This window comes from Streptomyces sp. NPDC051217, from assembly GCF_044455465.1.
Lineage (GTDB): Bacteria > Actinomycetota > Actinomycetes > Streptomycetales > Streptomycetaceae > Streptomyces.
Genome location: NZ_JBITEV010000011.1, coordinates 1 through 12,980, shown reverse-complemented (window position 1 = coordinate 12,980; position 12,980 = coordinate 1). Strand labels below are relative to the sequence as shown.

Below are 12,980 nucleotides of genomic sequence, written 5' to 3'. Positions count from 1 at the left end.
TCAAAGCCCGCTCCCCATCCGCTCCAGAGCCGTCGGGTGCCGAGCACCCGACCATTGTGACGCAAGCCAACGCAAGTCCCAGGGCACGCCGCAATTTCATCCCCTCCTATGCCCGTCCATCTGAACGTATTGGTAGTCCCCAACAACAATCCTGGCGATATTGTCGGCGGACGTGACATCCTTCCCGGGATTGAAATAGTTGGAGTGCGCCTTCACCCCACCCACAACCGGATGCGGCCCGTCATCCACCCTGAATCTCCTCGCCCCGAAATCCTCATGCGCCGGATCCGTGCCGAACCAGATCTCGCTCTCCCTCGTCTGTGCGTCCTGCGCGAAGTACGCCATCGTCGCCCCGCCCACACCCCCGACCGCCGCCCCCACCGGCCCTCCCAGCACCGCCCCCGCCGACGCGCCCCCCAGCGCGCCCATCCCCATGCCCTGCGCTTCCCCCTTCGCCGGCGCCCGCGTCACCGGGTCGTTCTCCGCCGCGCCCACGTAGACATGGTCTCTGCCCACTCCCAGGTCATCCGCGGAATCCGCGCCCGTTCCAGGGCTGCCCACCAGCACAATGTCGTCCACCCCCGGAATACCGCCGTCCCGCTGGGCGGCCTGGCCCACCGTCAGGGAGCCGTACGAGTGGCCCACGGCCGTCATATGCGGGTTCTCGTTCTCGTTCGTCGCCGCGATTCCCGCCATGAAGCCGCCGTACGCCGTCGCCCCCGCCTCCGCGCGGCCGGTGAACATCACGTCCGAATTCCCCGGGATGTCGTCCAGCGAAAGCTGCGGCGCGTCATAGCCCAGCCACACGATCGACGCCGTGGACGCGTCGTACTCCTGCGCACCCATCCACGTATCCCTCGCCCGCTTCAAATCGTCCTCCGCAAACCCCTCGTCCAATCCCGTCCCCAGCCCCGGCACGTACGCCGACACATTCCTCGCCGTATCCGGATTCCCGTACGACACGATCGCCCGCCCATTTCCCTCGTCCCCGATCCCCAACAGGAACATCGGCGGATGCCCCCCCGCCCGCAACTGCCCGTCGATGGATCTCAGACCCGCCAGCATCGTCCGCGACCTGTCGTCCTCCGCACCCTCCAATTTCCCCATCAGCAGCGCCAAGTTGTCCCGGTTCGCCGCGTCGCGTACCGCCGCCGGGATGCCGTCCAGGTTGCCGATCAGGTCGGGGTGGACCGCCAGGTACTCCTCCTGCTGTTCCGCCGTCAGGCCCTGCCACCACGCCAGCCGTTCCGCCGGCGTCGCACCGTGCGGGATAGCCGCCCGGAGATAGTCCGCCGTCAGCGCGCGCACCGCCGTCGCGTCCGCGCTCGCGTCCGCCCACATCGCGGCCGTGACCTTGAGACCGTCCCCGGCGGTCAGCTTCCGCAGCGTCTGCGCGTACCGCGCGTCGACCTCCGCCGCCTCGCCCAGCGCGCGGGCGATCCGGTCCGCGATGGCCTGCGCCTTCGCCGCGAGCGGGTTCGGGCTCGTGAATCCCGGCGGCGGGGCGGACCGCAGATACGCGTGGCCCGTAACCGTCCCGCCGCGCAGCTTCTCCTTCGTGAACGGGTCCTCCCCCGCCGCCGGATAGCTCACCGACCCGTCCACTTGCACGGTGAACCTCAGACCCGCCGCCTCATCCAGCGCGTCCTTGAGCTGCCGCTGCGGGCCCCGCAGGTCTTGGGCCAGGCTGTTCAGCGTCGTACGGACCAGCCCGCACTCCGTGTAGATGTACTGGAAGTTCCGCCCCAGCGCCCGCAGCCGCCCCGCCGCCGCCCGCGCCGCCTCACCCTCCTGAGAGGCGGTCAGCCCGGCCAGCAGCTGCTTGTCGATCCGGTCGCGTGCCGCGTCCGCGCGGTTGCTCGCCCTGCCCCAGCCGTCCGCCGCGCCCTCCAGCTCGGCACATCTCACGTCCCGTAACTGCGCCCAGGTGAGCCCGCCGCTCACCGCCCCGCCCCCGCGTCGACCCCCGCCAGCCCCGACCTGATCGCGGTGTCGTGCTCACCCTGCGTCCTGGCCACCGCCCGTAGCGGGCCCGCCAGGCTTCCGCACTCGTCGCGGGCTGCCTCGATGCGCCGTTCCCATGACGTACGTACGGTCGCGAGCACCCCGACGACGCTCAGCCCTTCCCCGCCGCCCGCCACGCCCTCGTGCGCCGTTTCGAACTCCGCCTTCAGGTAAGCCATCTGCGTACGCATCACCTCCGCCCCGCCGGCCGCCCGGGTCCACGGCCCGTCGCTGTGCCTCAGCCGCTCCCCCGCTCCCCCGCCGGAACCCCCGGCCGCCGCGCCCGCCTCGTCGGCCAGCGCCCGCAAACCGCCCGAATAGCCCGCCATGCCCGCCATGCCACCCGCCCCTGTCCTCTGTTGTCCGGGATGTCGGGTGGCACTGTCCCAACCCGGGACCGCGCAGGTGCCGCACGGAAAGGAGGGGGAAGAACGGACGGAGCGGCCACGGGAGGGCGGAAGGCCCGTTCCCCGTTGGCATCGGCCGCGTCCCTCACCGTCGCGGCGTCCCGCGAAGGTTCACCCGTACGGTGGGCCCGCCTCCGCCCGCGACTGGCGCACGGATGGCGCACGGACGCAAAACCGCGGCGGGCTCAAGAGTGCACAACGCCAATCATTGCCCGGAGTCACTCTCCGTGATACACAGAGTGACCGTACACGTACGCGCATACTCCGGTTCACGACACAGGTCAGGGCAGTCGGATCGGTCAAACGTGCGGGGATCGGGTAAAGAGACCCGCCAAGTCGGCATACGAGGCCGGTTCCATCAGCGAAGATAGAAGGCGATCCGTGCCGCCGGGCGCGGGCACTTAACAACCCAACAGGGGCGGTGAGTTGCATGGACGTGGAAGCCGAGAAGGGCGACATCAACACCATCATCGGTGGTATCGCTCCGAGCTGGGGGCCCTTCGGGAACCTGGGCACGGAGGCTCGCATCATTGTCGAGGTGGTGATGGCCATCGCCATCCTGCTCTGTCTCGCCATCGCGATCTGGGGTGCGGCCAAGCAGCGTATCGGCGCGACCGCGCTGCGTGACACCTTCAGCGCGGAGCAGGGCAAGGGTCTGATCGTCGCCGGGCTGACCGGCGTCTTCATCATCGGGTCCCTCGGGACAGTCTTCACGATTGTGTACGGGATGGCTGTTTAGCGTCACATCGGACCGATCCACACCGGGTACGCCCGGCCCACCTCTACCTCATCCGAATCGACACCATCCGTCCCCACACCATCCGTCCGTCGCGCCCATCCGCCGAGGTTGCGTCTCCCTGATGTCGAGTCACCACACCGCGCCCGCGCGGAAACCAGTGCGGCTACCGTCGTGCCCAGCGGTACTGCGAGCGGTAGCGCAAGCGGAACTGCACACGGTTGAACCGGTCGAGGGGGCGGACGCGGCATGAGCTTCGGCGACGAGCACGGGAACGACCCGGGCCGGACGACGGACGACGGCTTCGGCGGGATGGGCCAGACGCGCACGCGTCTGCCCGACGGCGGGGCCGGCGACGGATACGGGGGCGGTCGTCGCCCGCAACGGAGTTCGCGCTCGCTCATCGCGATGGTGGGTGTGGTGGTGCTCCTGATCGCGGCTATCGCGTTCGCGAACCGCGGTGGCGGCGACGACACGGGCGCGTCGGGCGCAGGAGGCGGCGGCGACAACGCGTCGGGCCCGGAACCGACGGCGGCGTCGGGGGTGAAGCCGGTGACGGGGAAGAACGGGGGGATTCCCTCGGGGTTCGCGAAGGATGAGCAGGGGGCGGAGAGTGCGGCGGCGAATTACGCGGTGGCACTCGGCTCCGACGGTATGTTCACCCCCGACTCGCGCCAGCAGATCGTCCGGACGACTCACGATCCAGCAGCCGTCGACACTCTCCTCGGCCAGCTGGACGCGGCCTACTCCCCGGCCTTCCTCAAGAACGTCGGCCTCAACGACGATGGGACAGCACCGAGCGGACTCACCTTCGTGTCCAGGACCATGCCCGTCGGCACCAAAGTGACCGAAATGAATGGGGACACGGCCACAGCTGAGGTCTGGTGCACCGGCCTTGTGGGGATGGCCGGCGAGGGTTCCACGAAGCCCGTGACCGCCACGTGGTTCACCATCACCGAGAAGCTCAAGTGGGTCGGTGATGACTGGAAGATCGTGTCATCAACGCAGTCCGAGGGTCCGACGCCTGTCAATGGTGACAATCGAGCCTCCTCGGCCGACGAGATCGCCAAGGCTGTCGAGGGATACGGAGGTTTCACCTATGCCCGGTAGCCGTCGCTTCAGCCTGTCCTCGCTCCTGGGGTCCGTGGCCAGTGCGTCCGCGCTGGTCATGATGCTGGCCACACGCTCGTCCGCAGCACCGTCGCCCACTCCGACTCCGAGCCCCAGCGACAGCGACAATCCCTGCGATCTCATCGTCGGACTCGCCAAGGACTACTGCGAAGACGGCGAACCCGGCAGCTCCTCCCGCAACTCCCCCCTCGACGACCCCACCAGCGTCGTCGACCCCCTCACCGCCCTCGCGCGCGGCTGCGCCGACGCCGCCGCGTGGACCGTCGACACCCTCTCCAAAGCCGTGAAGGAGACCGCCGAGGTCGACTTCACCAACACCACCTTCCTCTCCCAGTACGCCGTCGTCTTCGCCGCCGCCACCATCCTCACCCTCATCCTCTGGCTCCTCGCCGTCGCCAAGCGCGCCATCCGCGGCGTCCCGCTCACCACCGCCATCTCCGAGGCCATCGGCTTCCTCTGGCTCACCGTCCTCGCCTCCGCCTTCACCCCGCTCATCCTCTACACCCTCGTCTCCGCCACCGACGGCGTCACCGACGTCATCGCCGGCGGGACCAGTGGGCAGACCGATGTGTTCTTCGGGACGTTCTCCGAGGCGCTGAAGAAGGACACCGACATCGGCGGCGGGCCGATCATGCTGATCGTCGTGTCCCTCGTGACGATCCTCGCGGCCGGCATCCTCTATCTGGAGCTGTTCATCCGGGCGATCCTGCTCTACGTCGGCGCCCTCCTCGGCGTCGTCGTCTACGCCGGGCTCGTCGACAAGAACATGTGGGGCCATGTACGCCGCTGGGCCGGGCTCATGATCGCGGTCATCATGGTGAAACCCGTGATCGTCATCGTCCTCGGCCTCGCCGGCGCGCTCACCTCCGACGACGGGCCCGACTCGTTCTCTGCCGTCGTCTCCGGCCTCGCCATCATCATCCTCGCCATCTTCGCGTCGGCCATGATCTACCGCTTCGTCCCCGGCTTCGGCGACGAGATCGCGAGCGCCCGCAGCAACGCCAAGCTGTCCACCGCCGGCGGCCGCGCCGCCGCCGTGATCAGTTCGCCCGCCGGTGTCGTCTCGCAGGGCATCAAGACCCACAGCGGCCGAAGCGGCGGAGGCGGCGGCGAAAGCGGCAGCAGCGGCGGGGCCCGGCCCTCCAACCCCGTCTCCGGTGGCGTCGCCGCCCACAGCAGCCGCGCCTCCTCGGGCGGCGGAGGCGGAGGTGGCAGCGTCCCCTCGCCGGCCCCCGCCCCCCGCTCCAGCAGCCCCACCAGCGGCACCCCCCACAGCAGCCGCAGCAACCACGGAAACCGCGGAACCGGTAACAACAGCACAGGAGGTGGAGGGCGTTGACGACTCAGTCCCATCCGGTCGCGCCCCGCCGTACGTATCTCATCGGCCGCGCGCGGCCGAACGCGATCGTCGGCAAGAACCGTGAGACGGGCGAGATCGCGCTGATCATCGCCGGCGCGTTCCTCGGCATGATGAGCGGGCTCGTCGTGCCCGTCCTGTCGCTGCGGATCGTGACGCTGCTCGGGTTCCCGCTCCTCGCGCTGGCCGCGGTGTACGTCCCGTACAAGCACCGCACGGTCTACAAGTGGTTCGAGATCAACCGCAGTTTCAAACGGACCCTGCGCAACGGCACCACCTACCGCTCCCCCGCCATGGAGTCCGGCACCATGGCCGACGGCCGCGAGGTCGAGATCGGCCCCCCGCCCGGTATCGGGCGGATCAACTGGCTGGCCGCGCCCTTCGGCCCCGACGAGATCGCCGTCCTGCTGCACGCCGACCGCCGCACCGTCACCGCCGCCATCGAGATCGAGGGCCCCGGCGTCGGCCTGCGCGACAGCGAGGACCAGGAAGCGCTCGTCGACCGGTTCGGCACGCTCCTCAAGCACGTCGCCAACGGCGACGGCTTCGTCACCCGCCTCCAGATGCTCGCCCGTACGCTCCCCGCCGACCCCGACGCGCACGCCAAGGACGTCGCCCAGCGCGGCGACTCCGCGTCCCCGGGCTGGCTCCAGGAGTCGTACGAACAGCTCCAGTCCATGGTCTCCACCTCCAGCGAGCAGCACCGCGCGTACCTCGTCGCCTGCATGCACTACACCCGCGAACTGGCCTCCGAGGGCCAGGCCATGGCCCGCGCCACCCGCCAGGCCGCGGGCGGCGGCAAGGGCGGCCGGGGCCGCAAGCTCGACAAGGACGCCGGCCTCGCCGTCGTCATGGCCCGCGAGCTCACCGACATCTGTGCCCGCCTCGCGGAGGCCGACATCCGCGTCCGCCAGCCGCTCGGGCAGGCCCGGCTGGCCTCGCTGGTGCACTCGATGTACGACCCGGACCACCCCATAGACCACATCCAGGCCATGACGAAGCGCAACGCCTGGCCCGCCGAGCTGGACGCCATGGAGCCCACGTACCTCCAGGCGAAGACCCGCGAGTCCTCCACCCGCGCGCCCTGGTGCCACTCCACGGCCTGGGTGAAGGAGTGGCCGATGACCCCGGTCGGCGTCAACTTCCTCGCCCCGCTGCTCGTCCACACGCCCGACGTGATCCGTACGGTCGCGGTCTGCATGGACCTGGAGCCGACCGAGGTCGCCATCGAGCGGATGCTCACGGAGAAGACGAACGACGAGGCCGACGCGAGCCGCGCCGCCAAGATGAACCGCACCGTCGACCCGCGCGACATCGCGGCGCACGGCCGGCTCGACCAACGGGGTGAAGATCTCGCCAGTGGCGCGGCGGGGGTCAACATTGTCGGGTACATCACGGTGTCGTCCCGCTCGCCCGAGGCCCTGGCCAGGGACAAGCGGACGATCCGGGCGTCCGCCGGCAAGTCGTATCTGAAGCTGGAGTGGTGCGACCGCGAGCACCACCGGGCGTTCGTGAACACCCTGCCGTTCGCCACCGGCATCCGCCGATGAGAACCGTCCGCCGACCGACAACCGCTGGAAAACCGACCGTCCACCGCCGGCCCACATCCGTCCACCGCATGCCGACGACCGCCGTTCGAAAACCGACGACCGCCGTGCACCACCCGACGACCGCCGCTCGAAAACCGACCGCCGCTGATAGGGGCCTGTGATGCGAGATCCCATGTCCGCCTTCACGGACGCCTTCACCAGCTTCCTCTTCGGGAAGGTGGAGACCACCCGGCTCCCGGTCCGTACGTCCACCGGCCAGGCGCAGGCCGTCTACCTGCCGACCGCCGCCCCCGGCCTCGGCGACTCGGGCGTCATCATCGGCCGCGAGGTCTACAGCGGCAAGGGCTACATCTACGACCCCTTCCAGCTGTACGGGCAGCAACTCCCCGCCCCGCACTGGCTGGTCCTCGGCGAGTCCGGCAACGGCAAGTCGGCCCTGGAGAAGACGTACGTCCTGCGGCAGCTGCGTTTCCGCGACCGCCAGGTCGTCGTCCTCGACGCCCAGGGCGAGGACGGCGCCGGCGAGTGGAACCTCATCGCGCAGGAGCTGGGTATAACCCCCATCCGGCTCGACCCGATGGCGGCCCTGGACGGCGGTATCAAGCTCAACCCGCTCGACCCGGCGATCACCACGACCGGCCAGCTCGCCCTGCTCCGCACCATCATCGAAGTCGCCATGGGCCACGGTCTGGACGAGCGCTCCGGCTTCGCGCTCAAGGTCGCGCACGCCTACGTCCACGCCACGATCGTCGAGCGCCAGCCCGTCCTCATGGACATCGTGGAGCAACTGCGCCACCCGGAGCCGGAGTCGGCCGAGGCCATGAACGTGGACATAGACGATGTACGGGCCTGGGGCCTGGACGTCGCCCTCGTCCTGGACCGCCTGGTCGACGGTGACCTGCGCGGCATGTTCGACGGACCGACGACCGTCGGTATCGACCTGGACTCGCCGCTCATCGTCTTCGACCTCTCGCACATCGACCGCAACTCGATCGCGATGCCGATCCTGATGGCGATCGTCGGCGTGTGGCTGGAGCACACCTGGATCCGCCCCGACCGGAAGAAGCGCATCTTCCTGGTCGAGGAGGCCTGGCACATCATCAACTCCCCGTTCGTCGCACAGCTCTTCCAGCGGCTCCTCAAGTTCGGCCGCCGGCTGGGTCTGTCGTTCGTGGCCGTCGTCCACCACCTCTCCGACGTGGTCGACGGCGCCGCCGCCAAGGAAGCCGCCGCCATCCTCAAGATGGCGTCGACCCGGACGATCTACGCGCAGAAGGCGGACGAGGCGCGGTCCACCGGCCAGGTCCTCGGGCTGCCGCGCTGGGCGGTCGAGATCATCCCGAGCCTCACGCCGGGTATCGCGGTGTGGGACGTCAACGGCAACGTCCAGGTCGTCAAACACCTGGTCACCGAGGCCGAACGACCACTCGTCTTCACCGACCGCGCGATGACGGAGAACAGTCAGGCGTCCAATGCCTCCGACGCCGCCGACGCCCTGAGCGGCGGGCTGCCCGACGACGTACGGGCCGCCGAGTGGGAAGCGGAACAGCGCGCGATCCTCATGGAGCAGCAGCGGTTGAACGCGTCCTCCGAGTCCACGGTGGCGTGACGGGCATGGCGGCGGGCAATGGGGCGGCTCGGGAGGGCGGTGTCCCGGACGGGCTGATCCTGGGCGTGCTGGGCTTCCTGCTCGGGATCACGCTGTTCGTGTGGACGGCGACGGGCCTCGCCGCGCTCTTCGCGCACGGCTCGTGGCCGGACACGGTGACCTTCATGCGTACGCCGTCGGCCGCACGGCAGTTGGTCTCGGCCCCGCACGACCTTCCGGCCGCCTGGCCGGACACACCGCCGGGCGAGCTCTCCGGATACGGGCTGTTCTGGGGTCTGTTCATCGGCGAGCTGATGGTGGCGACCGTCCTGGCGGTGTTCGTGCTCGGCGTGGTGACCCGCTGGCGCGCGCTGCGTACGGTACGGCTCCGGGAACGCCAACGGGCGCGGGAGCGCGCCGAGGCGAAGGAGGCGAGGGCGGAGGAGGAGTACGTACGGGAGACTCCCGCCCCGGCCCCGGCTCCCGTCGAACGGCCCCCCGCCCCCGCGCCGGTCGAGCAGGCCCAACCCGTCGCCCCACCGGTCGCCCCACCCGTACAGGTGCCCGTCCCCGCCCCCCGTACCGCCCCGTACTCCCACGTCCGCTACGGCGCCCCCCACACCCGCCGCCCCGCCGCCGTGCAGGCCATCCAGGACGCCGAGGGCCCCGCGCTCGTCGTCACCTCCGACCCGACCGTCTGGGCCGAGACCAAGGACGCCCGCGCCAAACTCGGCCCCGTTCTCGTCTACGACCCCGGCCACCTCTGCGACACCCCGGCCCGCCTCCACTGGTCCCCCACCACCGGCTGCGAGGACGCCGACACCGCCGCCGCGCGTGCCCTCGCGCTGCTCGCGCCCGTACGTCCGCCGGCCCGCCTCGACGCCGCCATGGCCGACACGGCGGAGACCCTGCTGCGCTGCTGGCTGCACGCCGCCGCCGCCGACGGGCGGCCGTTCAAACAGGTGCACCGCTGGGCACAGGGAGGCGGCGCCCACGACGCCGTACGGCTCCTGCGTACCCACCCCAAGGCCGCCTCCGGGCTCGCGGGTCTGCTGGAGTCCGCGCTCACCGCGTACCCCGAACGCCGGGAGATCGCCCAGCAGTTGACGACCCGCGCGCTGACGTCCCTGTCGTCCGTCCACATCCGCGACGCGTGCACACCCAATCGCGCCGACTCGCTCGCCCTGGATTCTTTCGCGGCCGAGGGGGGCACGCTCTATGTGGTGGGTGAGCCGATCGAAGATCCGCGCACTCGTCCGGGAGCGATGCCGCTGCTCACCGCTCTCGCCTCAAGCGTGGTCGAGCACGGCCGCCGCATGGCCGTACGGTCATCCGCCGGTCGGCTCGACCCACCAATGACGCTGGTGCTCGATGACGTGGCGGCGGTGGCGCCACTGCCCGCGCTGCCCGAGCTGCTGGCCGACGGGGACGAGCAGGGGATGCCGGCGCTGGTCCTCCTGCGCTCACGCGAACAGGGCAGGGACCGCTGGCCGGACCGCTGGCCCCACCAGGAACTCCCCGCCTGAGCCGCCCCGTTCACCCCGCGCCCGCCGGCTTGGCCTCGTACGGCGGCGCTGACGGCTCCCGGCGCTCAGGTCCGCGGCCGCGACACCGCGAGCTCGAACTCCCGCGCGGAGGGATCGTTCTCCACGGGGAGGGTCTCCCCGGTCGGCTCGAATCCCAGCTTGCGGTACGCGGCCCGCGCACGCCCGTTCCGCTCGTCCACAAGCAGCCGCACCCGCTCGACACGCGGCTCCTCCAGCGACCACGCCCACTCGGCGGCCACGTCGAGCAGCTCCTTCAGCAGCCCGGCGCCCCGGTGCTCCGGCCGTACGTACACACCGACGATGTGCGCCTGGTCGCAGGCGCTCCGGCCGCCCAGCACATCCGACGCGCCCCGCCGCTCGACCAGCACCACCACCGAACCGGCCCAGCCCCCGTCCGCCAGTTCGGCCACGAACTGCCGCGCCGACGTGCCCCGCGCGGATCCCTCCGTCCGCTCCCGCCAGAAGGAGTCCGGGCGCTGTACGGCGTCCTCGTAGGTATCGAGGAAGGCGACGGGCGCGGCCGGATCACGCAGGGCGTCGAGCCCGAATTCCTTCGCCCTGGCCCATTCGTCGGCGCGTACGGCACGTACGACAGGTGTCTGGTTCATGCGGCGATCCTCCGCGCCCGGGACCCCCGCCCACAAACCAGTTTTCCGGAGACGGGTCTCAGGGTTCCCCGGGACCGCCGTGGTACCGGGGTAGTACGCCCCGTACGCGGTGCCCGCCCGCGGTCCGACGTTCCCGACCCGCGAACCGCCTACCGTCGAAGCCATGATCAAGGCCAACGGACTCACCAAGCGATACGGCGGCAGAACCGGCGGGACCCACACGCGCGATGTATGACGATGGAGAAATGACGAGCGCGGGGCCGACAGCGGGAGCAAGGGTGCGTGGCGACAACAGATCACTCACCCAGCTGATCAACCGCGCGGCCCGGCGGATCGACGCCTACGACAAGACTCACCCGCTTGTCCGGGACCTGCTTCTGGTGGGCTGTCTGCTGATCGGCGGCGCGATCGACGTGGGCGGCGGGGGCTGGCGATCGGTCTCGCCCAACCCCGACGCGCTCCTGTGGCCGGCGGCGGTCTGCGTCGTGGGCTTCCCGCTGCCCCTGCTGCGCCGACGTACGCATCCCCTCGAAACGCTGCTGGCGATGTTCCCGTTCGCCCTGGTGCAGGCCTGGTCGGGCGCCGGGCTCCAGATCGCCGTCTTCTGCGAGCTGATCGTCATCTTCAACATCGCGCTCCGCCTCCCGATGCGCCAACTGGCCCTGAGTGCGGCGCTGTTGAGCGTCCCCCTCGTCGTGGGCGTGGCGCGCCACCCGGCGGAAGGCTGGGTCATCCCCCTCCAGTCGTCACTGACGAGCTTCGCCGCGGTGGCTCTGCTGGGGATCGCGTGGCGCACGAGACAGGAGTACACGGCCTCGTTGAGGGAGCGGGCGAAGCAGTTGGAGATCGAACGCGACCAGCAGGCCCAGCTCGCCGCCGCCGCCGAACGCACCAGGATCGCACGCGAGATGCACGACATCCTCGGCCACAACCTGTCGGTCATCACGGGCCTCGCGGACGGCGGTTCGTACGCGGCGAGGAAGAACCCGCAGCGCGCGACCGAGGCCCTGGACGCGATAGCCATCACCAGCCGCCAGGCCCTCACGGAGCTCCGCCGCCTGCTCGGCATCCTCCAGAACGAGCCCCAGGCCGCCGCCGCCGAACTCGCGCCACAGCCCGGCCTCGGCGAACTGGACCAGCTGATCGACGGTGTACGGGCGGCGGGCCTGCCCGTCCATGTCACGGTCATCGGCGACCTCGGACTCGAAGCAGCACCGCGGGGCCGCCAGCTCACGGTCTACCGCGTCGTCCAGGAGGCCCTCACCAACACCCTCAAGCACGCGGGCCCCGAGGCCACGGCGACGGTCACACTCAGCCGTACGCCGGAGGCAATCACCGCGGAGATCACCGACACCGGCAGACCGGGTCCCACGCGGGCGGGAGGCCGCGGCATCACCGGCATGCGGGAACGTAGCGCCCTGTACGCGGGCACACTTGAGGTCGGACCGCTGCCGGCGCCCGACGAGGGCTGGCGGGTCCACCTGCATCTGCCGAACGACGAGGACGACCGGGTGTGACGACCGTACTGATAGCCGACGACCAGCCCTTGCGGCGCATGGGCTTCCGGATGCTGCTGGAGAGCCAGGACGACATGACCCTCGCCGCCTGCTGGACGCGTACGCCCAGCGCCTCCCGACCACGAACGGGGTTGCCGGCTCCGAACAGTCGGCGCCGGAGAGATCCCACCCGGAAATCGCCCTGCTCACCGGCCGGGAACGGGAAATCCTCACCGTCATCGGTCAGGGCTGGACGAACGCCGAGATCGCCGCCCGATTCCACCTCGCGGAATCGACGGTGAAGACGCATGTGGGCCGCGTGCTGGCGAAGACAGGCTCACGCGACCGCGTCCAGGCGGTAATCCTGGCGTACGAGGCGAGGTTGGTCCACCCGTCATAGAAAAGGGTCTTGAACGCGGAAATGCCCCGCACCATAAACGGTGCGGGGCACTCCCACAAAAATTGTTCGGCGGCGTCCTACTCTCCCACAGGGTCCCCCCTGCAGTACCATCGGCGCTGAAAGGCTTAGCTTCCGGGTTCGGAATGTAACCGGGCG

10 protein-coding genes, 1 rRNA gene and 1 pseudogene are annotated in these 12,980 nt (G+C 70.3%); 8 read left to right on the top strand and 4 right to left on the bottom strand.

Translation table 11 applies throughout. The features are described from left to right. Window positions 1-96 precede the first annotated feature (96 nt). Both ACIBBB_RS23570 and ACIBBB_RS23565 read right to left on the bottom strand, forming a co-directional pair. Window positions 97-1,944, bottom strand: coding sequence for an alpha/beta hydrolase (locus tag ACIBBB_RS23570; RefSeq protein ID WP_398985052.1), 1,848 nt, complete (start codon window positions 1,942-1,944; stop codon window positions 97-99). Then, window positions 1,941-2,342 carry a hypothetical protein gene (locus ACIBBB_RS23565; RefSeq protein ID WP_398985050.1) on the bottom strand — a complete coding sequence of 134 codons (402 nt, stop codon included), beginning with the start codon at window positions 2,340-2,342 and terminating at the stop codon, window positions 1,941-1,943. The genes ACIBBB_RS23570 and ACIBBB_RS23565 overlap by 4 nt, the downstream gene beginning before the upstream one ends. Window positions 2,343-2,841: 499 nt before the next feature. On the opposite strand from ACIBBB_RS23565, the gene ACIBBB_RS23560 reads away from it, so the two are divergent. The 6 genes from ACIBBB_RS23560 to ACIBBB_RS23535 all read left to right on the top strand — a co-directional run bounded on the left by ACIBBB_RS23560 (window position 2,842) and on the right by ACIBBB_RS23535 (window position 10,299). After that, entirely contained in the window at window positions 2,842-3,150 is a 309-nt protein-coding gene (locus ACIBBB_RS23560; RefSeq protein WP_189110607.1) for a hypothetical protein, read from the top strand. Window positions 3,151-3,396: 246 nt separating this feature from the next. Then, complete coding sequence (locus ACIBBB_RS23555) at window positions 3,397-4,257, top strand: hypothetical protein (protein WP_398985048.1); 861 nt, start codon at window positions 3,397-3,399, stop codon at window positions 4,255-4,257. Then, the gene (locus tag ACIBBB_RS23550) at window positions 4,247-5,617 is read left to right on the top strand and encodes a hypothetical protein (protein ID WP_398985046.1); all 1,371 of its coding nucleotides are present in this window, start codon (window positions 4,247-4,249) and stop codon (window positions 5,615-5,617) included. Before ACIBBB_RS23555 ends, ACIBBB_RS23550 begins: the two co-directional genes overlap by 11 nt. After that, window positions 5,614-7,185, top strand: a complete 1,572-nt coding sequence (locus ACIBBB_RS23545; protein WP_398985044.1) for an SCO6880 family protein — start codon at window positions 5,614-5,616, stop codon at window positions 7,183-7,185. The genes ACIBBB_RS23550 and ACIBBB_RS23545 overlap by 4 nt, the downstream gene beginning before the upstream one ends. A 160-nt stretch (window positions 7,186-7,345) precedes the next feature. Beyond that, window positions 7,346-8,794 (top strand): ATP-binding protein, encoded by a 1,449-nt coding sequence (locus tag ACIBBB_RS23540; protein ID WP_189110611.1) that lies wholly within the window; start codon window positions 7,346-7,348, stop codon window positions 8,792-8,794. Between the two features lie 5 nt (window positions 8,795-8,799). Then, window positions 8,800-10,299, top strand: coding sequence for a type VI secretion protein (locus ACIBBB_RS23535; protein WP_398985042.1), 1,500 nt, complete (start codon window positions 8,800-8,802; stop codon window positions 10,297-10,299). A gap of 65 nt (window positions 10,300-10,364) precedes the next feature. Here the strand turns inward: ACIBBB_RS23535 and ACIBBB_RS23530 are convergent, their stop codons facing one another. Then, the gene (locus tag ACIBBB_RS23530; protein ID WP_398985040.1) at window positions 10,365-10,928 is read right to left on the bottom strand and encodes a GNAT family N-acetyltransferase; all 564 of its coding nucleotides are present in this window, start codon (window positions 10,926-10,928) and stop codon (window positions 10,365-10,367) included. 245 nt (window positions 10,929-11,173) lie between these two features. On the opposite strand from ACIBBB_RS23530, the gene ACIBBB_RS23525 reads away from it, so the two are divergent. Further along, entirely contained in the window at window positions 11,174-12,445 is a 1,272-nt protein-coding gene (locus ACIBBB_RS23525) for a sensor histidine kinase (protein WP_398985038.1), read from the top strand. Between the two features lie 82 nt (window positions 12,446-12,527). After that, a pseudogene (locus ACIBBB_RS23520) lies at window positions 12,528-12,824 on the top strand (response regulator transcription factor); the annotation flags it as partial. Between the two features lie 64 nt (window positions 12,825-12,888). On the opposite strand, the gene rrf reads toward ACIBBB_RS23520, so the two are convergent. Then, window positions 12,889-12,980, bottom strand: a 5S ribosomal RNA gene (gene rrf / locus ACIBBB_RS23515); the annotation flags it as partial.